This is a genomic window from Citrobacter sp. Cf072 (genome assembly GCF_030334485.1).
GTDB lineage: Bacteria > Pseudomonadota > Gammaproteobacteria > Enterobacterales > Enterobacteriaceae > Citrobacter > Citrobacter freundii.
Genome location: NZ_JAOWDX010000045.1, coordinates 232,041 through 252,089, shown reverse-complemented (window position 1 = coordinate 252,089; position 20,049 = coordinate 232,041). Strand labels below are relative to the sequence as shown.

Below are 20,049 nucleotides of genomic sequence, written 5' to 3'. Positions count from 1 at the left end.
GGGATTAACCTCATATTACAACTGTGTTAAAAACAGCGTCAGGATACTCTATATCCAGTTTCTTTCAAACTTTCGTTTGAAATCTGCCGGTTATGGTTTACGCCCGGTCGCTACAATATACACTTCACGCGAACGGGCGCGAGAAGAGTCCGGCTTACGAACTTTGACCTTCGTAAACAGGGAGCGAATCTCTCTTAGATACTCATCGAAGCCTTCGCCCTGGAACACCTTCACTACAAAACTACCACCTGGCGCTAATACATCACGAGCCATTCCAAGCGCCAGCTCTACCAGATACATGGCCCGGGGAATATCCACCGCCGGTGTTCCACACATATTTGGCGCCATATCAGACATGACAACTTGTACTTTACTGTCACCTACGCGTTCAAGTAACGCTTTCAGGACTAATTCATCACGAAAGTCGCCCTGAAGGAAGTCCACACCAACGATTGGATCCATAGGTAAAAGATCGCAAGCGATAATGCGGCCGGTGTTGCCGATCTGCGTAACTGCATATTGCGACCAGCCACCGGGTGCAGCACCGAGATCAACTATCGTCATCCCCGGTTTAAAAATTTTGTCACTTTGCTGTATTTCATCAAGTTTAAACCAGGCACGGGAACGTAACCCCTTTTTCTGCGCCTGTTGAACATATTTATCGCTAAAGTGTTCCTGAAGCCAGCGACTCGAGCTGGCAGAACGCTTTTTACCTGTCATTTCACATTCCCAAAGGGCAGTTCATCGTAACCAATGGTGTAAATTTCTACACAGCTATTTGGTGATATATGGGAGATGGCGGTAGAATGACCCGTTTTCAATCCCAACGTAAGCAAAAATATACGATGAATCTGAGTACTAAACAAAAACAGCACCTGAAAGGTCTGGCACATCCGCTCAAGCCTGTAGTTATGCTTGGCAACAATGGTTTGACCGAAGGGGTACTGGCCGAGATTGAACAAGCGTTAGAGCACCATGAACTTATCAAGGTGAAAATCGCCTCGGAAGATCGCGATACTAAAACCTTGATCGTGGAAGCTATCGTACGCGAAACCGGCGCCTGTAATGTGCAGGTCATCGGCAAAACGCTGGTACTGTATCGCCCGACTAAAGAACGTAAAATCTCGCTGCCACGCTAAGAATATCCCAAAGTTGAACACGAAGTTTGTGTAAAACGCGGGGTTTTCCGCTAGCAGGAGAGCAAAATGCCACGCTCTCTTCGTTGATAAAAGGCCGCTATGCGGCCTTTTTCCTTTCTTTACAATGTATCAACATCTTAACCAAGATGCGAATTACAGGTATTCTACTTTCGTCACTTCATATTCCACTTCGCCGCCCGGCGTTTTGATAACCACGACGTCATCCTGCTCTTTACCGATAAGGCCACGAGCGATAGGCGAGTTCACTGAAATCAGGTTCTGTTTAAAATCGGCTTCATCATCGCCGACAATACGCCAGGTCTGCTCTTCATCGTTATCGAGATTCAACACGGTAACCGTCGCGCCGAAAACAACGCGGCCATTGTTCGGCATTTTAGTAACGTCGATTACCTGCGCGTTGGACAGTTTAGCCTCGATATCTTTAATGCGTCCTTCGCAGAAACCCTGCTGTTCGCGCGCCGCGTGATACTCCGCGTTCTCTTTCAGGTCGCCGTGCTCACGCGCTTCAGCGATAGCGGCAATAATTTCAGGACGGCGCACAGATTTCAGAAAATCCAGCTCTTCGCGCAGTTTTTCAGCACCACGTAAGGTCATCGGGATAGCTTGCATTTGTTATACCTCTTGAACATTCCTGTAGGGGGCAGTTGCTCTCACCCCGGCTGCTAAGCCCACCCTGGCGAATGTCATGCCAGAGTCAGAAGCAAAAAAATACCGACCCGGGGCTCAAGGTCCCAGGTCAGCTACAATTCTCTATTTGATGATCATTTTACCCTGGAGTTCCTTATGGGTCATCGTTTACTTTTTGGGGCGTTGCGCCGTAGTATGACGGCCTGTTTCCAGGTTGTTAGCGCGAGATTATGCGATTTTCCAGATTTACCATCGGATTGACTGCCAGTATAGCGTTCAGCGTTCAGGCTGCGAACGTCGACGAGTATATCAATCAGCTCCCTGCCGGGGCCAACCTCGCCCTTATGGTACAGAAGGTTGGCGCACCTGCACCCGCTATTGATTTTCATAGCCAGCAGATGGCGCTGCCGGCCAGTACCCAGAAAGTGATCACCGCGCTGGCGGCATTGATTCAGCTCGGGCCTGACTTTCGTTTTACCACTACGCTTGAGACTAAAGGCAACGTGGAAGGCGGCGTATTGAAAGGTGACTTAGTGGCACGATTTGGTGCTGATCCGACGCTAAAACGCCAGGATATTCGCAATATGGTGGCAACCCTGAAAAAATCAGGCGTGACGCAAATTGCCGGAAATGTCCTGATCGACACCTCTATTTTCGCCAGTCATGATAAAGCGCCCGGTTGGCCCTGGAACGACATGACGCAGTGTTTTAGCGCACCGCCCGCAGCGGCTATTGTCGATAGAAACTGTTTCTCGGTTTCACTCTACAGCGCGCAAAAACCCAACGATCTCGCCTTTATTCGCGTGGCATCTTATTACCCGGTCACCATGTTCAGTCAGGTGCGTACTCTCGCCCGAGGTTCTGCGGAAGCGCAATATTGTGAACTGGATGTGGTTCCCGGCGATCTCAACCGCTATACGCTGACCGGATGCCTGCCCCAACGAGCCGATCCGCTGCCGCTGGCGTTCGCCATTCAGGACGGAGCCAGCTATGCCGGGGCGATTATCAAAGATGAGCTAAAACAAGCAGGTATCACCTACAGCGGTACGCTGCTGCGCCAGACGCTGGTCAACGAGCCGGGAACGGTGGTCGCCAGTAAGCAGTCAGCGCCACTGCATGACCTGCTTAAGATTATGCTGAAAAAATCGGACAACATGATTGCCGATACCGTTTTCCGTATGATTGGTCATGTCCGATTTAACGTGCCAGGCACCTGGCGGGCGGGTTCTGATGCCGTACGCCAGATTTTGCGTCAGCAGGCGGGCGTTGATATCGGCAACACCATTATTGCCGACGGTTCAGGCCTCTCCCGGCATAACCTGATTGCCCCGGCAACCATGATGCAGGTGCTGCAATATATCGCTCAACACGATAACGAGCTGAACTTTATCACTATGCTGCCGCTGGCGGGGCACGACGGCTCCCTGCAATACCGTGCGGGTCTGCATCAGGCTGGTGTGGATGGCAAAGTATCGGCGAAGACAGGCTCGCTGCAAGGAGTCTATAACCTTGCTGGCTTCATTACCACGGCAAGCGGCCAACGCATGGCATTCGTGCAATATTTGTCTGGTTATGCGGTAGAGCCGGCTGACCAGCGTAATCGCCGTATTCCGTTGGTGCGCTTCGAGAGCCGGTTGTACAAGGATATTTATCAGAACAATTAGATTTTGAAGATGCCGGATGGCGCTTACGCTTATCCGGCCTACGCAAACTGGAAACAAAAACCCCGGCAACTTGTCCGGGGTTTTTCATGCGATTAACGCTTGTAGATGAACTCGACGCCTTCGTCGTCTTCTTCGTCCCAATCGTCATCCCAGTCATCTTCCGCTTCGTCTTCGACTTCAGCGAGCTGCTGGCGGTGATAATCATCCCACATGAACTCAACTTTCTCTGGCTGTTTCGCTTCTTCAGCCTGAACAATCGGGTTCTCGATGATAAAGGTCATCACATCCCAGCAAAGATCCTTCACGCCCAGCTGGCTGGCGGCAGAGATCAGGTAATATTTACCTTCCCAGCCCAGCGCTTCGGCGATCGTTTTCGCTTTCTCTTCCGCTTCAGCCTTGTCCATCAAATCAATTTTGTTGAACACTAACCAGCGCGGTTTAGATGCCAGATCCTGACTGTATTTTTCCAGTTCGCCAATAATGATACGTGCGTTTTCTACCGGATCGGAACCGTCAATCGGATCGATATCGATGAGGTGCAGCAACACGCGGCAACGTTCCAGATGTTTCAGGAAGCGGATACCCAGGCCTGCGCCTTCAGCCGCACCTTCAATCAGCCCCGGAATGTCGGCAACCACGAAGCTCTTTTCGTTGTCCATACGCACCACGCCCAGGCTCGGCACCAGGGTGGTGAAGGGATAATCAGCGACTTTCGGCTTCGCCGCAGATACTGCACGGATAAACGTCGATTTCCCGGCATTTGGCATACCCAGCATACCCACGTCTGCCAGCAGCATCAGCTCCAGCATCAGATCGCGCTTATCACCCGGCGTACCCATTGTTTTCTGACGCGGAGTACGGTTAACCGATGATTTGAAACGGGTGTTGCCCAGACCATGCCAGCCGCCTTTAGCGACCATCAGACGCTGACCATGCTTGGTCATGTCGCCCATGGTTTCGCCCGTGCCCTGATCGATAACACGCGTACCAACAGGCACTTTAATCGTGACGTCTTTGCCACGCTTACCGGTGCAATCACGGCTCGCGCCATTCTGACCACGTTCCGCACGGAATGATTTTTCAAAACGGTAATCGATCAGCGTGTTCAGGTTTTCGTCGGCTTCCAGCCAAACGTCACCACCGTCACCACCATCACCACCGTCCGGACCGCCTTTTGGGATGTACTTTTCGCGGCGGAAGCTGACGCAACCATTACCGCCATCACCTGCAACGACCAGAATCGATGCTTCATCAACAAACTTCATTTTACTCTCCGTAAATCATTCGCCTGAGCGGGGTTGCGAAACCACCGTTTCATGCTTACGTAAACCGCCCCAAATTCGATGACCAATGGCGGAATACATCGCGCCCGCAACCACGATAAACGCACCGAGATAACCTAATAGGTTTAGCATCGGTCTGGCGAAGAAATCGGGCCAGGCCAGTGATAATAAATCTGAAAATAACAACGTAAACAGCGGTGTGAGCGTGATAATAGCGCTCACCTGCGCCGCCTGCCAACGCGCCATCGCTTCCGCAAGAGCGCCGTATCCTACCAGCGTATTCAGGCCGCAGAATACCAGGCATGCCAGCTGCCAGTCGCTGAGCTGCGTGATGACACCGGGTTTAGCCAGCGGCAACAACGCTATCGTACATAAAGTGTACAGTAAAAACAGGATCTGCGGTGATGCCAGGCGGCGCAATAACACCTTTTGCGCGACCCCATAGCTCACCCAGACCATCGCCGCACCGACACCAAAGATAACGCCCCAGGTGTAATCGGTGAGTCGGGTAAAAATTTCGATCAGACTGGTATTAAAAAACAGGACCAGGCCGCTCAGAAGCATAATGGCGCCAATCACTTGCGTGCCACGCATCTTTTCTTTGAGGATAAAGACGCTGGCGATCATCATACCAACCGGTGACAGCTGGCCGATAACCTGCGAAGCCGTTGGGCTCAAATACTGCAAGGATGAACTAAACAGAATGAAGTTACCGAACAGCCCACCGGTTGCGATAGCCAGCAACACCAGCCAACGCGCTTTGCGAAAAATACGCAACGGAGGGAGCTTTTTTTTAACCGCAAGAATAGCGCCAAGGCCAATGCTTGCCATTAAAAAACGGTAGAACACCACGGTAGGAGGCTCCATCACCTCCAGCACTTGCTTCATTGCTATTGGCAAAGCCCCCCAACATACTGCCGTTGTGAGTGCTAACAGAATACCAATGCCTGCCTGTTGCTTCATGCCGTATTCCCTGCAAGGGCTCGTTTCCGGGTTGTCACGGCGTGACGAGCGTATTTACCGGCCGTCGAATGTAAAAAGCCCCGCAACGTGTTGCGGGGCTTTTATCCGTTACCGGGACGCGAAAAACTTATTCAGCAACGATGCTGATGAATTTACGGTTTTTCGGGCCTTTCACTTCAAATTTCACTTTACCGTCTGCTTTAGCAAACAGAGTGTGGTCTTTGCCGCAACCAACGTTAGAGCCAGCGTGGAATTTAGTACCACGTTGACGAACGATGATGCTACCAGCCAGAACTGTTTCACCGCCGAAGCGTTTTACGCCCAGACGTTTAGCTTCTGAATCGCGACCGTTACGAGTCGAGCCGCCAGCCTTTTTATGTGCCATTTAATCTGCTCCCCTTAACTTAAGCGCTGATGCCAGTGATTTTCACATCAGTGAACCACTGACGATGGCCCTGCTGCTTACGGTAGTGTTTACGACGACGAAACTTAACAATTTTAACTTTCTCGCCACGACCGTGAGCAACCACTTCAGCTTTGATAACGCCGCCATCAACGAAAGGAACGCCGATTTTGACTTCTTCACCGTTTGCGATCATCAGAACTTCTGCGAATTCAACAGATTCGCCAGTTGCGATGTCCAGCTTTTCCAGGCGAACGGTCTGACCTTCGCTTACTCGGTGTTGTTTACCACCACTTTGGAAAACCGCGTACATAAAAAACTCCGCTTCCGCGCACACCTTTTTGATGATTCAGAGTGCGCTATAAATATTCACAATAGGGCGCGAATATTACGCAAAACGCGAGCCTTTGACAAGTGCTACCGTCAATACATGAAGAAAAAAAACACAACACGTACGGTAACGTTTATCTACGGCGTTTTTTCAGTACAATCAGCATATATTTATAACCCTAAACCCGACGTTACCTTCTCATACAGTAAGGTAATCGGGGCGAGAAGCCCGGCTTTTGCGATGAATTTAGAAAAAATCAATGAGTTAACCGCGCAAGATATGGCGGGGGTCAATGCGACAATCCTTGAACAGCTCAATTCTGACGTTCAGTTGATCAATCAACTGGGGTACTACATCGTTAGCGGTGGCGGAAAACGCATTCGCCCAATGATCGCCGTCCTCGCAGCGCGGGCCGTTGGTTACCAGGAAAATGCGCACGTTACGATTGCGGCCCTCATCGAGTTTATCCACACAGCGACCCTGCTGCACGATGATGTTGTGGATGAGTCAGACATGCGCCGTGGGAAAGCTACGGCAAATGCGGCGTTTGGTAATGCGGCCAGCGTGCTGGTTGGCGATTTTATCTATACCCGCGCATTTCAGATGATGACCAGCCTTGGCTCGTTGAAAGTGCTTGAAGTCATGTCGAAAGCAGTCAACGTCATCGCCGAAGGTGAAGTCTTGCAGCTGATGAACGTCAACGACCCAGACATCACCGAAGAAAACTATATGCGCGTCATCTACAGTAAGACGGCGCGGTTGTTTGAAGCGGCAGCCCAATGTTCAGGCATTCTGGCTGGCTGTAGCGAAGAACAAGAAAAAGGGTTGCAGGATTATGGCCGTTATCTCGGTACAGCTTTCCAGTTAATTGACGATTTGCTGGATTACAGCGCAGATGGCGAGCAGTTGGGTAAAAACGTCGGTGATGACCTCAACGAGGGTAAACCTACGCTGCCGCTGCTGCATGCCATGCGCCACGGTACTCCAGAACAAGCGCAAATGATCCGCCAGGCCATTGAGCAAGGTAATGGTCGTCACCTTCTGGAGCCGGTTCTTGAAGCGATGAACGCCTGTGGTTCCCTGGAGTGGACGCGCCAACGTGCAGAAGAAGAGGCAGATAAGGCCATCGCTGCGTTGCAGGTGCTGCCTGATACGCCGTGGAGAGAAGCGCTGATTGGTCTGGCACATATCGCCGTACAGCGCGACCGTTAATTCCCTACAGCATCCTCCCTCATCCCGTGCTCTGCACGGGATTTTTTTATAAGTTCTAGTACCCCCCCCCCACTCTCCTCCGGATAATCACGCAGAACCTTGGCATATTCTGAATATACAGACACTTTACATGAACATTTTAGAACATTCGTTCTTCGGGAGTTATAGTGTCGCCACAACCGATCGTGGAACCGTAAGTCGTTAACCAAAGGAGAGATGAATTTATGGAAAACAAGCTGATTGACTGGCATCCGGCCGACATCATCGCCGGACTGCGCAAGAAAGGGACCTCAATGGCCGCTGAATCACGTAAAAATGGATTGAGTTCATCAACGCTGGCAAATGCGTTAACGAGACCATGGCCAAAAGGTGAGTTGATTATCGCCCGGGCACTGGGAACTGATCCCTGGGTGATTTGGCCGTCACGCTATCACGATGCCAAAACGCATGAGTTCATCGACAGAACGCGGATGATGAGGAGTCGCAGAGAGAAAAAGAATCCGGAATGAACATTGAGCTGTAACCCCCGGCCAACTGAACTGGGGGTTACAAGAGACGTTGACGATTACTCGCCTTTCACGCGCTCAATGTTTGCGCCCAGCGCACGCAGTTTATCTTCGATGCGCTCATAGCCGCGATCGATGTGATAAATACGATCGACCACTGTTGTACCTTCAGCAATACAACCTGCCAGCACTAAACTTGCAGATGCACGCAGATCGGTCGCCATAACCTGTGCGCCTGAGAGTGTTTCCACGCCGTGGCAAATCACGGTATTGCTTTCGATTTCTGCGTGAGCGCCCATACGGCTCAGCTCAGGCACGTGCATAAAGCGGTTCTCAAACACGGTTTCCGTGATGAAGCCGGTCCCTTCTGCCACCAGGTTCAGCAGCGTGAACTGGGCCTGCATATCGGTAGGGAACGCCGGATGCGGCGCAGTACGCACATTAACCGCTTTCGGACGTTTGCCGTGCATATCAAGGCTGATCCAGTCGTCGCCGACTTCGATATCCGCACCCGCATCACGCAGTTTCGCCAGAACGGCATCCAGTGTGTCCGGTTGTGCATTACGGCAGATAATTTTGCCACGAGAAATTGCCGCCGCCACCAGGAAGGTACCGGTTTCGATGCGGTCTGGCAGAACGCGATACACACCGCCGCCGAGACGCTCAACGCCTTCGATCGTAATACGATCGGTGCCCTGGCCAGTGATCTTCGCGCCCAGCGCAATCAGGAAGTTCGCGGTATCCACAATCTCCGGCTCGCGCGCAGCGTTTTCGATGATGGTGGTGCCTTCGGCAAGCGTTGCTGCACACATGATGGTGACAGTCGCACCGACGCTCACTTTGTCCATGACAATATGCGCGCCTTTCAGACGGCCATCAACGGACGCTTTCACATAGCCTTCTTCCAGCTTGATAGTCGCGCCTAACTGCTCCAGACCGGTAATGTGCAGGTCCACCGGACGCGCGCCGATGGTGCAGCCGCCCGGTAGTGAAACCTGGCCCTGACCAAAGCGGGCAACCAGCGGCCCGAGCGCCCAAATGGATGCACGCATGGTTTTCACCAGATCGTACGGCGCACAGAAGACGTTCACATCACGCGCATCAATGTGCACGGAACCATTACGCTCAACTTTCGCACCCAGCTGGCTCAACAGCTTCATTGATGTGTCAACGTCCTTCAGTTTCGGGACGTTTTGGATCTCTACAGGTTCTTCAGCCAGCAGCGCCGCAAACAGGATCGGCAGTGCGGCGTTTTTAGCGCCTGAAATTGTGACTTCGCCCTGGAGCTTGGTTGGCCCCTGAACACGAAATTTATCCATTATTCTGTTCTCTGTTTAGAATTTATCTTCGCTACCGGCACATCACCCGTAGCTCAAAAACCGTTAAGTTTGCGATCGCGCGCCCATTCCGCTGGGGTAAACGCCTTAATCGACACGGCATGAATGCGGTTGTCCGCAATGTACTCCATCAACGGGCCATAGACCGATTGCTGCTTCTTGACCCGGCTCATGCCTTCAAACATCTCACCCACGGCAATAACCTGAAAGTGACTGCCGTCGCCAGAAACGTGGACTTCCTGGAGGGAGAGTGCATTCATCAGCACGCTCTGAATTTCATTATTTTCCATGGGCTCTTCATTCGTCAGATAGTGAAAACAGCCCAACATCTTAGAGCAAAGTGGCGCTGTCATAAATAAGCAAAAAGCCTCGCTGATAAATCAGACAAGGCATTAGTGGCAGATCCCCCTCGGGGGTTTTGCCGGATAGCGGCACAAGACCTTATCCGGCCTGGAAAAATTAACGCGGAAGGACGTCGTCAGGCAGATTGTAAAGCTGCGCCAGCGTGTACACTTTATCGTTAACACCAGTGAGCGAAACGCTGTTTCCCTGCTGCTTGCCTTGATTAATCAGATGCAACAGTAACGCCAGACCGCCGGTATCTACCCGGGATACCTGGTTCAGATCGATGCAGGATACCCCTTTCATCGCCTCAATTCGCGCATCCCATAAGGGATTTAACACGTCCTGATCCAGTTCTCCCACCAGCACCAGCTTGTCGCCTTCGCGCGTCCAGGTGAGTGACTGCGTCATTATTTTTTCTCTTCCAGAGTGATTTTCTGCTGAGAAATAGATTTCAGCTGTGCCGTCAGGCCATCAATACCTTTGGTACGCAGCAGGTCGCTCCACTCATTTTGTTTGGTGGTGATCATACTTACGCCTTCGGCGATCATGTCATACGCCTGCCAGTTACCGGTCTGGGAGTTTTTACGCCACTGGAAATCCAGACGTACCGGAGGACGACCGTTTGGATCGATAATGGTTACGCGGATAGGTACGATGGTCGCATCACCCAACGGCTGCTCAGGGGCAATCTGATAGGTCTGGCCGTGGTACATCGCCAGTGCCTGGCCGTAAGCCTGCTTCAGATATTCACGGAATGCAGCAAAATAGGCTTCACGTTGGGCAGGAGTCGCATCTTTGTAGTAACGACCCAGCACCAGCGCACCGGCATACTTAACCTGCACATAAGGCAGCAGTTCCTGATCGACGACCTGACGCAGGTAATCGGGGTTGGAACGGATTTTTGGTTGCTCGTTCTTCAGACGGTCAAAGGTCTTTTGCGCCGCCTCATCCATCAGTTTGTACGGGTTAGTCTGGTCTGCTGCGGTTGCCGCGCTAAGTGGAGCAATCACCAGCATAGCCACCATCATCAATCGTTTAAACATACGTCGATTCTCCTGATATTATTTCGTTGCGCCCGCAGGCGTAGTGGCTTCATTATTGCCTTCAGTTGCGGCTGGCGCATCGCCAGAATTCTTATTGTCATCACCTTTGCTGTTGCTGTTGTAAAGGAACTGACCAATCATATCTTCCAGCACCATCGCGGATTTCGTGTCCTGAATCGTACCGCCATCTTTGAGGATAGACGTTCCCAGCTCAGGATCTTCAAAACCCACGTTCAATGCCAGATACTGTTCGCCCAGCAGACCGGAAGTACGGATGCTCAGAGAACTGGTGTCAGGGATATGGTTAAAACGCGATTCGATTTCCAGCGTCACGCGCGGCAGGTACGTTTTCGGATCTAACGAGATGTCCGATACGCGTCCAACTACCACCCCGCCAATCCGCACCGGAGAACGCTCTCTCAGGCCGCCGATATTATCAAAGGTCGCATAAATCGTGTAAGTCGGCTCAGTACGCATTGAGGTAACGTTCGCCGCCTTCAGGCAGACAAACAGCGCAGCCAGCAGCGCAACCAGCAGGAATAACCCGACCCAAATTTCATTTTTTTTCGTTTGCATGAACTCAATTCCCAAACATCAGTGCGGTCAGCACAAAATCCAGCCCCAGAACGGCAAGAGAGGCGTGCACAACGGTGCGTGTCGTTGCCCGGCTAATCCCGGCAGAGGTCGGGATCGCATCATAACCATTGAACAATGCAATCCAGGTGACCGTAATGGCGAACACCACGCTCTTAATCAGACAGTTGACCAGGTCCAGACGCCAGTCGACGGCATTTTGCATAGCCGACCAGAAAAAGCCCGCATCAATACCCTTCCAGCTTACGCCAACCAGTGAACCACCCCAGATCCCCACGGCGACAAATATAATCGTTAGCAGCGGCAATGAAATGACACCGGCCCAAAAACGCGGAGAGATCACCCGGCGCAGTGGATCGACGGCCATCATTTCCAGGCTGGAAAGCTGCTCGGTCGCTCTCATCAGGCCAATCTCTGCAGTTAAGGCCGATCCGGCCCGCCCGGCAAACAGCAGCGCCGCAACAACCGGCCCCAGCTCACGTAACAATGACAGCGCCACCAGCATACCGAGGCTGGTTTCCGCACTGTAGGTCGTCAGCACCAGGTATCCCTGCAATCCCAACACCATACCGATGAATACGCCTGACACAATAATGATCAGCATCGATAAGACACCGACATTATAAAGCTGGCGTATCAGCAGCGGCGCATGTTTGCGAAACTCCGGTTTGCCGACAACCGCATTGAACAACATTAATCCGGCTCGCCCGAACGTCCTGAGGGTTTTTATTCCTCGATGTCCGAGTGATGCCAGCGCATTTAACAACATGGGTGGCTTAACTCCCTGTTTAGAGTAAATCGATATGGTAGTCACCCGCCGGGTAACGGAACGGAACCGGTCCATCGGCAATGCCGTCAAGGAACTGGCGTACGCGCGGATCGGCATTTTCTTGTAGTGCCTGAGCACTACCGTAGGCCACTATTTTTTTGTCCGCCATTATATAGGCGTAATCCGCAATACTCAGTACTTCAGGCACATCATGGGATACCACCACACAGGTAACACCCAGCGCACTGTTCAGTTCTGAAATCAACTTCACCAGCACGCCCATGGTGATGGGATCCTGACCGACGAACGGCTCATCAAACATAATGAGGTCAGGCTCCAGCGCGATAGCACGCGCTAACGCAGCGCGGCGCGCCATCCCGCCGGATAATTCAGAAGGCATTAATTTGGCCGCACCCCGAAGACCGACGGCCTCGAGCTTCATCATCACCGTGCTCTTCAGCAACGGCGCTGGCAACGTCGTATGCTCGCGCAGAGGGTACGCAACGTTGTCAAACACATTCATGTCGGTAAATAGCGCACCTGACTGAAACAGCATACTCATGCGCTTACGCACGGTAAATAAACGCGAACGGGACATGGCCGGGACGTTCTCACCGTCAAACAGAATCTCGCCCTTATCCGGTGAGATCTGTCCGCCAATCAGACGCAACAGCGTCGTTTTGCCGATGCCTGATGGCCCCATGATTGCCGTCACTTTACCGCGCGGTACCGTCAGGGAAATATTATCAAAGATGCAGCGGTCACCCCGGGAAAAGCTGACATCGCGCATATTGACTAGATTCGCCACAGACTGCCCCATTGATTCATCCTTTACTATTGCCTTGTTGATCGAAGAGTTTGGCGCTCAATTTAGCCCTGAACTCAACATATTTACAGATTATTGCCTGTCCTGGTTAGCGAAAGCTGGCATTTGTTTTACTTTTTAGCCGCATAAAGTCAAAATTAAGACTTCGTTACGGCTTCCAGAAGATCCTTCAAGAGGACCGGCGAGTATACCTGAAGAAAGGACTTTAGATGCTTTTAGCGACGGCGCTGTTAATAATTGGTTTACTTCTGGTGGTCTACGGTGCCGACCGTCTGGTATTTGCCGCATCCATTTTATGTCGAAACGTCGGTATTCCCCCCATTATCATCGGAATGACCGTGGTCAGCATTGGTACGTCGTTACCCGAGATCATTGTCTCCGTTGCCGCATCGATGAATGGGCAACTCGATCTGGCTGTCGGGACCGCCATAGGTTCTAACATCACCAACATTCTGCTTATTTTAGGCCTGTCGGCGCTGATTCATCCTTTTACCGTGCATTCTGATGTTCTGCGTCGTGAATTACCGCTAATGTTGCTGGTAAGTATTTTAGCTGCATCCGTCCTGTATGACGGGCAGTTGAGCCGCAGCGACGGTTTCTTTCTTCTGCTCCTGGCCGTGCTATGGCTGCTATTCATTGTTAAAATCGCCCGTCTGGCCGAGCGACAAGGCAATGACAGCCTGACACGCGAGCAGATAGCTGAGCTGCCGCGCGAAGGCGGGTTACCCGTCGCATTTTTGTGGTTGGGTATTGCGCTGATTATTATGCCTATGGCTACGCGTATGGTGGTAGATAACGCTACCGTACTGGCGAACTATTTCGCCATGAGCGAACTCACCATCGGGTTGACGGTGGTCGCCATTGGTACCAGCCTGCCGGAACTGGCAACGGCGATTGCGGGTCTGCGTAAAGGTGAAAACGATATTGCCGTCGGTAACATTATCGGCGCGAACATTTTTAATATTGTTATCGTCCTCGGGCTACCGGCGCTGATTACGCCGGGCGAAGTCAATCCTATGGCCTTCGTCCGGGACTACAGCGTCATGCTGCTGGTGAGCGTTATTTTTGCATTACTCTGCTGGCGACGTCCGCGCCAGATTGGTCGCGGCGCGGGCGCGCTGCTGACCGGCGGTTTTATCATATGGCTGGCGATGCTGTATTGGTTATCGCCACTTCTCGTTGGATAACTGGAAACGCATTATGTCGCACTTAGAGTTGCAACCGGGTTTTGACTTTCAGCAAGCAGGCAAGGAAGTCCTGGCAATTGAACGTGAAGGCCTGGCGGAGCTTGATCAGTACATCAACCAAAATTTTACCCTCGCATGCGAGAAAATATTCAGTTGCCCGGGCAAAGTCGTGGTGATGGGAATGGGGAAATCCGGCCATATCGGGCGGAAAATGGCAGCCACATTTGCCAGCACCGGCACCCCCTCATTTTTTGTACACCCAGGCGAAGCTGCACATGGCGATCTGGGTATGGTCTCGCCGCAGGATGTGGTCATCGCCATCTCTAACTCCGGTGAATCCAATGAGATAGCGGCGCTGATCCCGGTATTAAAACGTCTTCATGTACCGCTTATCTGCATGACCGGTCGTCCGGAAAGCAGTATGGCGCGTGCAGCAGATGTGCATCTGTGTGTTAAAGTGCCCAAGGAAGCTTGTCCGTTAGGCCTGGCGCCGACCAGCAGCACGACAGCAACACTGGTGATGGGCGATGCCCTTGCGGTGGCATTATTAAAAGCGCGCGGCTTTACCGCGGAAGATTTTGCGTTGTCTCATCCCGGTGGGGCACTGGGCCGTAAGCTTTTACTGCGCGTTAACGATATTATGCATACGGGCGACGAGATCCCGCATGTAACCAAAAACGCCAGCCTGCGTGACGCCTTAATTGAGATCACGCGTAAAAATCTCGGCATGACCGTCATTTGCGATGATGCCATGAAGATTGACGGTATTTTCACCGATGGTGATTTACGTCGTGTCTTCGATATGGGCGTTGATGTACGCCAGTTAGGCATTGCCGATGTGATGACCCCTGGAGGCATTCGCGTGCGTCCGGGTATTCTTGCCGTCGATGCCCTGAACTTAATGCAGTCCCGCCATATCACCTCGGTAATGGTTGCTGATGGCGACCAGTTACTCGGTGTGTTACATATGCATGATCTGCTACGTGCAGGTGTAGTGTAAGAAACTCAAGGATAACGAAAATGAGTAAAGCAGGTGCGTCGCTTGCGACCTGTTATGGACCCGTCAGCGCAGAAGTTATCACCCAGGCAGAAAACATCCGTTTGCTGATCCTGGATGTGGATGGCGTACTGTCTGATGGTCTGATTTATATGGGCAACAACGGTGAAGAGCTGAAGGCTTTTAACGTCCGCGATGGTTACGGAATTCGCTGTGCGCTCACTTCCGGTATTGAGGTTGCCATTATTACCGGACGAAAGGCTAAACTTGTAGAAGATCGCTGTGCCACTTTGGGGATCACCCACCTGTATCAGGGGCAGTCAGACAAACTGGTTGCCTTTGGCGATCTCCTTAGCAAACTGGCGATCGCGCCGGAGAATGTCGCCTACGTTGGCGATGACCTGATCGACTGGCCGGTGATGGCACAAGTGGGATTGAGCGTCGCGGTGGCAGATGCCCACCCTTTGCTGATCCCACGGGCCGATTATGTCACCCGTATTAATGGGGGACGTGGCGCTGTGCGTGAAGTCTGCGATTTATTACTCCTGGCGCAGGGCAAACTGGACGAGGCCAAAGGGCAATCGATATGAGCAAAACCAGACGTTGGGTTATCATTCTACTGTCGCTGGCTGTCCTTGTGATGATTGGTATTAATCTGGCAGACAAAGAGGACACCGCTCAGGTCGTCGTCAATAACAACGAGCCAACCTATAAGAGCGAACATACTGATACCGTCGTGTATAGTCCGGAAGGCGCGCTGAGCTATCACTTGATCGCACAACACGTTGAATATTATTCGGAACAAGCGGTTTCGTGGTTTACTCAACCAGTATTAACCACATTTGATAAGGATAAAGTACCGACCTGGACGATCAAGGCCGATAAAGCCAAATTGACCAACGATCGGATGCTGTATCTGTACGGCCATGTTGAGGTTAACGCCCTGGTGCCTGACTCTCAACTACGCAGAATTACGACCGATAACGCGCAGATTAACCTGGTGACACAAGATGTCACTTCCGATGATCTGGTGACGTTGTATGGCACAACATTTAACTCCAGCGGACTGAAGATGCGCGGCAACTTACGCAGCAAGAACGCCGAGCTGATTGAAAAGGTTAGAACCTCATATGAAATCCAAAACAAACAAACTCAGCCTTAATCTTGTACTTGCCAGCTCACTTCTGGCCGCCAGCATTCCGGCATTTGCCGTCACCGGCGATACCGAGCAGCCGATTCACATTGAGTCGGACCAGCAGTCCCTGGATATGCAGGGCAACGTGGTGACGTTTACTGGCAACGTGATTGTGACTCAGGGCACCATCAAAATTAACGCCGATAAAGTCGTCGTGACCCGTCCTGGCGGCGAAGACGGCAAAGAAGTGATTGACGGCTATGGCAATCCAGCGACGTTTTACCAGATGCAGGACAACGGTAAACCGGTTAAAGGCCGCGCCTCGCAGATGCACTATGAACTGGCGAAAGACTTTGTCGTGCTTACCGGCAAGGCGTATCTGGAACAGCTCGATAGCAACATCACGGGCGATAAGATCACCTATCTGGTAAAAGAGCAGAAAATGCAGGCCTTCAGCGATAAAGGCAAACGCGTCACCACCGTTCTGGTTCCGTCGCAGTTGCAGGACAAAAACAAGGCTCCGGCAGAGAAAAAAGGTAACTGATTCGTTATGGCAACATTAACTGCAAAGAACCTTGCAAAAGCCTATAAAGGCCGTCGTGTGGTGGAAGATGTCAGTCTGACCGTCAACTCCGGGGAGATCGTCGGTCTGCTCGGTCCTAACGGTGCAGGCAAGACAACAACCTTTTACATGGTGGTCGGCATTGTCCCGCGCGATGCGGGTAACATTATCATTGATGACGAAGACATCAGCCTGCTGCCTCTGCATGCACGCGCGCGTCGCGGCATCGGCTACTTACCGCAGGAAGCATCGATTTTCCGTCGTCTGAGCGTGTTTGATAACCTGATGGCGGTACTGCAAATTCGTGACGATCTGACCAGCGAGCAGCGGGAAGATCGCGCCAACGAGCTGATGGAAGAATTCCACATCGAACACCTGCGTGACAGTATGGGGCAGTCGCTCTCCGGTGGTGAACGACGCCGCGTGGAGATCGCCCGCGCACTGGCCGCTAATCCGAAATTTATCCTGCTGGATGAACCGTTTGCCGGTGTTGACCCGATTTCCGTTATTGATATCAAACGGATCATCGAACACCTGCGCGACAGCGGCCTTGGCGTGCTGATTACCGACCATAACGTCCGCGAAACGCTGGCAGTGTGTGAGCGCGCCTATATCGTGAGTCAGGGGCAACTGATCGCGCACGGCACGCCAACAGAAATACTGCAGGATGAGCACGTTAAGCGCGTATACCTTGGGGAAGACTTCAGACTCTGATAGGGTAGAAGACTTCACGTCACCGCAGGAGAAAACAACTCTGAACATGAAGCAAGGTTTGCAACTCAGGCTTAGCCAACAACTGGCGATGACGCCTCAGCTACAACAGGCTATCCGTCTGTTGCAGCTGTCCACGCTGGAACTTCAGCAAGAACTTCAGCAAGCGCTGGAAAGTAACCCACTGCTCGAGCAAACCGATCTTCACGACGAAATTGATACCCAGGAAAAACAGGACAGCGAAACCCTCGACACCGCTGATGCTCTCGAACAAAAAGAGATGCCTGAGGAGCTGCCACTTGATGCCAGTTGGGATGAAATTTACACCGCCGGGACGCCTTCGGGCACCAGCGGAGATTACATCGACGACGAGCTGCCTGTGTATCAGGGTGAGACCACGCAATCACTACAGGATTACCTGATGTGGCAAGTGGAACTGACCCCGTTCTCGGATACCGATCGCGCCATTGCGACATCCATTGTGGATGCGGTAGACGAAACCGGTTATCTCACCGTGACCCTGGACGATATTCTCGAAAGCATGGGCGATGACGACGTCGGTATGGACGAAATCGAAGCCGTGCTTAAACGCGTTCAGCGCTTTGATCCCGTAGGCGTGGCCGCCAAAGATCTCCGCGACTGCTTACTAATCCAACTTTCGCAGTTTGATAAAGCCACACCGTGGCTGGAAGAAGCGCGTCTGATCATCAGCGATCATCTCGATCTGTTAGCCAACCATGACTTCCGCACACTGATGCGCGTGACCCGACTGAAAGAAGACGTGCTAAAAGAAGCCGTCAATCTTATTCAGTCACTGGATCCAAGGCCTGGGCAGTCGATCCAGACTGGTGAACCAGAATACGTTATTCCGGATGTGCTGGTGCGTAAGCATAACGATCGCTGGGTGGTCGAACTCAACAGCGACAGCATCCCACGACTGCAGATCAACCAGCACTACGCCGCTATGTGCAATAGCGCGCGCAACGATGCCGACAGTCAGTTTATACGTAGCAATCTACAGGATGCGAAGTGGCTGATTAAAAGCCTGGAAAGCCGCAATGATACACTGCTGCGCGTAAGTCGCTGCATCGTGGAGCAACAGCAAGCCTTCTTTGAGCAAGGTGAAGAGTTTATGAAACCGATGGTACTGGCGGATATCGCCCAGGCCGTCGAGATGCACGAATCGACCATTTCCCGTGTGACCACGCAAAAGTATCTGCACAGTCCGCGCGGCATTTTTGAATTGAAGTATTTCTTTTCCAGTCACGTTAACACTGAAGGTGGAGGCGAAGCCTCATCCACGGCGATCCGTGCGCTGGTGAAGAAATTAATTGCTGCGGAAAACCCCGCGAAACCACTGAGTGACAGCAAGTTAACCTCTATGCTGTCAGAACAGGGTATCATGGTGGCACGCCGCACCGTTGCGAAGTACCGAGAGTCTTTATCCATTCCGCCGTCTAACCAGCGCAAACAGCTGGTCTGACTCAACCGATAAGGAAGACACTATGCAGCTCAACATCACTGGAAACAACGTCGAAATCACTGAAGCCCTGCGCGATTTTGTTAATACAAAATTTGCCAAGCTTGAACAATATTTCGACCGGATTAATCAGGTCTATATTGTGTTGAAAGTGGAGAAGGTTACACATATCTCGGATGCAACGCTGCATGTGAACGGTGGCGAAATTCATGCCAGCGCGGAAGGTCAGGATATGTACGCCGCCATTGACGGTTTAATTGATAAACTGGCTCGGCAGTTAACAAAACATAAAGATAAACTGAAACAGCACTAACTTGTCCGGGCAGTTAGCGGGTGCAGGACGGCCTGTTGTGTAGCACAACGGGCCATTTGTACAGTTAGCGCTTAGGTGAAATTATGACAAATAACGATACGACTCTACAACTGAGCACTGTTCTTAACCAGGAATGTACACGCGCGGCCGTTCACTGCCAAAGCAAAAAACGCGCACTGGAAATCATCAGTGAACTGGCGGCAAAACAGCTCAGCTTGCCCTCTCAGGTGGTATTTGAAGCCATTCTGACGCGTGAAAAAATGGGCAGTACCGGCATCGGTAATGGTATTGCTATTCCGCACGGAAAGCTGGAAGAAGACACGATGCGCGCGGTTGGTGTGTTTGTGCAACTTGAAACGCCTATCGCCTTCGACGCTATTGATAATCAGCCAGTCGATCTGCTGTTCGCCCTGCTGGTTCCGGCGGACCAAACCAAGACGCATTTGCATACGTTGTCACTGGTCGCAAAACGTCTGGCGGATAAAACCATCTGTCGTCGTCTGCGCGCCGCACAGAGTGACCAGGAGTTGTATCAAATCATCACGGACACCGAAGGTGGACAGGATGAAGCATAACAACCCAATGGCATCCTTTTTTGTCG

General features: G+C 51.9%; 26 protein-coding genes. 13 read left to right on the top strand and 13 right to left on the bottom strand.

The window, feature by feature from the left end; all coding sequences use genetic code 11:
• Positions 1 to 90 precede the first annotated feature (90 nt).
• Positions 91 to 720: a 23S rRNA (uridine(2552)-2'-O)-methyltransferase RlmE gene (rlmE, locus tag OGX66_RS13540; RefSeq protein ID WP_003025015.1), complete on the bottom strand. Its 630-nt coding sequence runs from the start codon at positions 718 to 720 to the stop codon at positions 91 to 93.
• Between the two features lie 125 nt (positions 721 to 845).
• Here rlmE and yhbY point away from each other — a divergent pair, with 125 nt between their 5' ends.
• Entirely contained in the window at positions 846 to 1,139 is a 294-nt protein-coding gene (gene yhbY, locus OGX66_RS13535; RefSeq protein ID WP_003025016.1) for a ribosome assembly RNA-binding protein YhbY, read from the top strand.
• Positions 1,140 to 1,292: 153 nt separating this feature from the next.
• On the opposite strand, the gene greA is transcribed toward yhbY, so the two are convergent.
• Positions 1,293 to 1,769: a transcription elongation factor GreA gene (greA, locus tag OGX66_RS13530; protein ID WP_003025019.1), complete on the bottom strand. Its 477-nt coding sequence runs from the start codon at positions 1,767 to 1,769 to the stop codon at positions 1,293 to 1,295.
• Between the two features lie 248 nt (positions 1,770 to 2,017).
• Between greA and dacB the strand changes: the two genes are divergently transcribed.
• Complete coding sequence (dacB, locus tag OGX66_RS13525) at positions 2,018 to 3,451, top strand: serine-type D-Ala-D-Ala carboxypeptidase (protein ID WP_003839958.1); 1,434 nt, start codon at positions 2,018 to 2,020, stop codon at positions 3,449 to 3,451.
• A gap of 92 nt (positions 3,452 to 3,543) precedes the next feature.
• Here the strand turns inward: dacB and cgtA are convergent, their stop codons facing one another.
• The 4 genes from cgtA to rplU all read right to left on the bottom strand — a co-directional run bounded on the left by cgtA (position 3,544) and on the right by rplU (position 6,413).
• Positions 3,544 to 4,716, bottom strand: a complete 1,173-nt coding sequence (gene cgtA, locus OGX66_RS13520; protein ID WP_044714524.1) for an Obg family GTPase CgtA — start codon at positions 4,714 to 4,716, stop codon at positions 3,544 to 3,546.
• 15 nt (positions 4,717 to 4,731) lie between these two features.
• A complete protein-coding gene (locus OGX66_RS13515) occupies positions 4,732 to 5,697 on the bottom strand; it encodes a DMT family transporter (protein ID WP_003025028.1) in 966 nt (321 codons plus the stop codon).
• A 127-nt stretch (positions 5,698 to 5,824) separates the two neighbouring features.
• Entirely contained in the window at positions 5,825 to 6,082 is a 258-nt protein-coding gene (gene rpmA / locus OGX66_RS13510) for a 50S ribosomal protein L27 (RefSeq protein WP_003025030.1), read from the bottom strand.
• 19 nt (positions 6,083 to 6,101) lie between these two features.
• Entirely contained in the window at positions 6,102 to 6,413 is a 312-nt protein-coding gene (rplU, locus tag OGX66_RS13505) for a 50S ribosomal protein L21 (protein WP_003025032.1), read from the bottom strand.
• Positions 6,414 to 6,671: 258 nt separating this feature from the next.
• Between rplU and ispB the strand changes: the two genes are divergently transcribed.
• Positions 6,672 to 7,643, top strand: coding sequence for an octaprenyl diphosphate synthase (gene ispB, locus OGX66_RS13500; RefSeq protein ID WP_003025033.1), 972 nt, complete (start codon positions 6,672 to 6,674; stop codon positions 7,641 to 7,643).
• 224 nt (positions 7,644 to 7,867) lie between these two features.
• On the top strand, positions 7,868 to 8,152 hold the full coding sequence (sfsB, locus tag OGX66_RS13495; RefSeq protein ID WP_003839952.1) for a DNA-binding transcriptional regulator SfsB: 285 nt from the start codon (positions 7,868 to 7,870) through the stop codon (positions 8,150 to 8,152).
• Positions 8,153 to 8,208: 56 nt separating this feature from the next.
• Here the strand turns inward: sfsB and murA are convergent, their stop codons facing one another.
• The 7 genes from murA to mlaF form a co-directional block, all read right to left on the bottom strand.
• A complete protein-coding gene (gene murA, locus OGX66_RS13490; RefSeq protein ID WP_003839949.1) occupies positions 8,209 to 9,468 on the bottom strand; it encodes a UDP-N-acetylglucosamine 1-carboxyvinyltransferase in 1,260 nt (419 codons plus the stop codon).
• Between the two features lie 53 nt (positions 9,469 to 9,521).
• Positions 9,522 to 9,776 (bottom strand): BolA family iron metabolism protein IbaG, encoded by a 255-nt coding sequence (ibaG, locus tag OGX66_RS13485; RefSeq protein WP_003025040.1) that lies wholly within the window; start codon positions 9,774 to 9,776, stop codon positions 9,522 to 9,524.
• 169 nt (positions 9,777 to 9,945) lie between these two features.
• Positions 9,946 to 10,239: a lipid asymmetry maintenance protein MlaB gene (gene mlaB, locus OGX66_RS13480; RefSeq protein WP_003025045.1), complete on the bottom strand. Its 294-nt coding sequence runs from the start codon at positions 10,237 to 10,239 to the stop codon at positions 9,946 to 9,948.
• On the bottom strand, positions 10,239 to 10,874 hold the full coding sequence (mlaC, locus tag OGX66_RS13475; RefSeq protein ID WP_003025047.1) for a phospholipid-binding protein MlaC: 636 nt from the start codon (positions 10,872 to 10,874) through the stop codon (positions 10,239 to 10,241). The genes mlaB and mlaC overlap by 1 nt, the downstream gene beginning before the upstream one ends.
• A gap of 18 nt (positions 10,875 to 10,892) precedes the next feature.
• Positions 10,893 to 11,450 carry an outer membrane lipid asymmetry maintenance protein MlaD gene (gene mlaD, locus OGX66_RS13470; protein ID WP_003025050.1) on the bottom strand — a complete coding sequence of 186 codons (558 nt, stop codon included), beginning with the start codon at positions 11,448 to 11,450 and terminating at the stop codon, positions 10,893 to 10,895.
• Between the two features lie 4 nt (positions 11,451 to 11,454).
• Complete coding sequence (gene mlaE, locus OGX66_RS13465; RefSeq protein WP_003025053.1) at positions 11,455 to 12,237, bottom strand: lipid asymmetry maintenance ABC transporter permease subunit MlaE; 783 nt, start codon at positions 12,235 to 12,237, stop codon at positions 11,455 to 11,457.
• Between the two features lie 19 nt (positions 12,238 to 12,256).
• Positions 12,257 to 13,057: a phospholipid ABC transporter ATP-binding protein MlaF gene (mlaF, locus tag OGX66_RS13460; protein ID WP_088903015.1), complete on the bottom strand. Its 801-nt coding sequence runs from the start codon at positions 13,055 to 13,057 to the stop codon at positions 12,257 to 12,259.
• Positions 13,058 to 13,272: 215 nt separating this feature from the next.
• Here mlaF and OGX66_RS13455 point away from each other — a divergent pair, with 215 nt between their 5' ends.
• The 9 genes from OGX66_RS13455 to ptsN all read left to right on the top strand — a co-directional run bounded on the left by OGX66_RS13455 (position 13,273) and on the right by ptsN (position 20,023).
• Positions 13,273 to 14,250, top strand: a complete 978-nt coding sequence (locus OGX66_RS13455; protein ID WP_003839941.1) for a calcium/sodium antiporter — start codon at positions 13,273 to 13,275, stop codon at positions 14,248 to 14,250.
• Positions 14,251 to 14,263: 13 nt separating this feature from the next.
• The gene (gene kdsD / locus OGX66_RS13450; protein ID WP_003025063.1) at positions 14,264 to 15,250 is read left to right on the top strand and encodes an arabinose-5-phosphate isomerase KdsD; all 987 of its coding nucleotides are present in this window, start codon (positions 14,264 to 14,266) and stop codon (positions 15,248 to 15,250) included.
• A 20-nt stretch (positions 15,251 to 15,270) separates the two neighbouring features.
• Positions 15,271 to 15,837 carry a 3-deoxy-manno-octulosonate-8-phosphatase KdsC gene (kdsC, locus tag OGX66_RS13445; RefSeq protein ID WP_088903014.1) on the top strand — a complete coding sequence of 189 codons (567 nt, stop codon included), beginning with the start codon at positions 15,271 to 15,273 and terminating at the stop codon, positions 15,835 to 15,837.
• Positions 15,834 to 16,409, top strand: a complete 576-nt coding sequence (gene lptC, locus OGX66_RS13440; protein WP_003025068.1) for an LPS export ABC transporter periplasmic protein LptC — start codon at positions 15,834 to 15,836, stop codon at positions 16,407 to 16,409. The genes kdsC and lptC overlap by 4 nt, the downstream gene beginning before the upstream one ends.
• On the top strand, positions 16,378 to 16,926 hold the full coding sequence (gene lptA, locus OGX66_RS13435; protein WP_003025070.1) for a lipopolysaccharide ABC transporter substrate-binding protein LptA: 549 nt from the start codon (positions 16,378 to 16,380) through the stop codon (positions 16,924 to 16,926). The genes lptC and lptA overlap by 32 nt, the downstream gene beginning before the upstream one ends.
• A 6-nt stretch (positions 16,927 to 16,932) precedes the next feature.
• Positions 16,933 to 17,658: an LPS export ABC transporter ATP-binding protein gene (lptB, locus tag OGX66_RS13430; RefSeq protein WP_286511654.1), complete on the top strand. Its 726-nt coding sequence runs from the start codon at positions 16,933 to 16,935 to the stop codon at positions 17,656 to 17,658.
• 46 nt (positions 17,659 to 17,704) lie between these two features.
• On the top strand, positions 17,705 to 19,138 hold the full coding sequence (gene rpoN, locus OGX66_RS13425; RefSeq protein ID WP_003025074.1) for an RNA polymerase factor sigma-54: 1,434 nt from the start codon (positions 17,705 to 17,707) through the stop codon (positions 19,136 to 19,138).
• Positions 19,139 to 19,160: 22 nt separating this feature from the next.
• Complete coding sequence (hpf, locus tag OGX66_RS13420; RefSeq protein ID WP_003025078.1) at positions 19,161 to 19,448, top strand: ribosome hibernation promoting factor; 288 nt, start codon at positions 19,161 to 19,163, stop codon at positions 19,446 to 19,448.
• 83 nt (positions 19,449 to 19,531) lie between these two features.
• Positions 19,532 to 20,023 (top strand): PTS IIA-like nitrogen regulatory protein PtsN, encoded by a 492-nt coding sequence (gene ptsN / locus OGX66_RS13415; protein WP_044714527.1) that lies wholly within the window; start codon positions 19,532 to 19,534, stop codon positions 20,021 to 20,023.
• Positions 20,024 to 20,049: the final 26 nt, after the last annotated feature.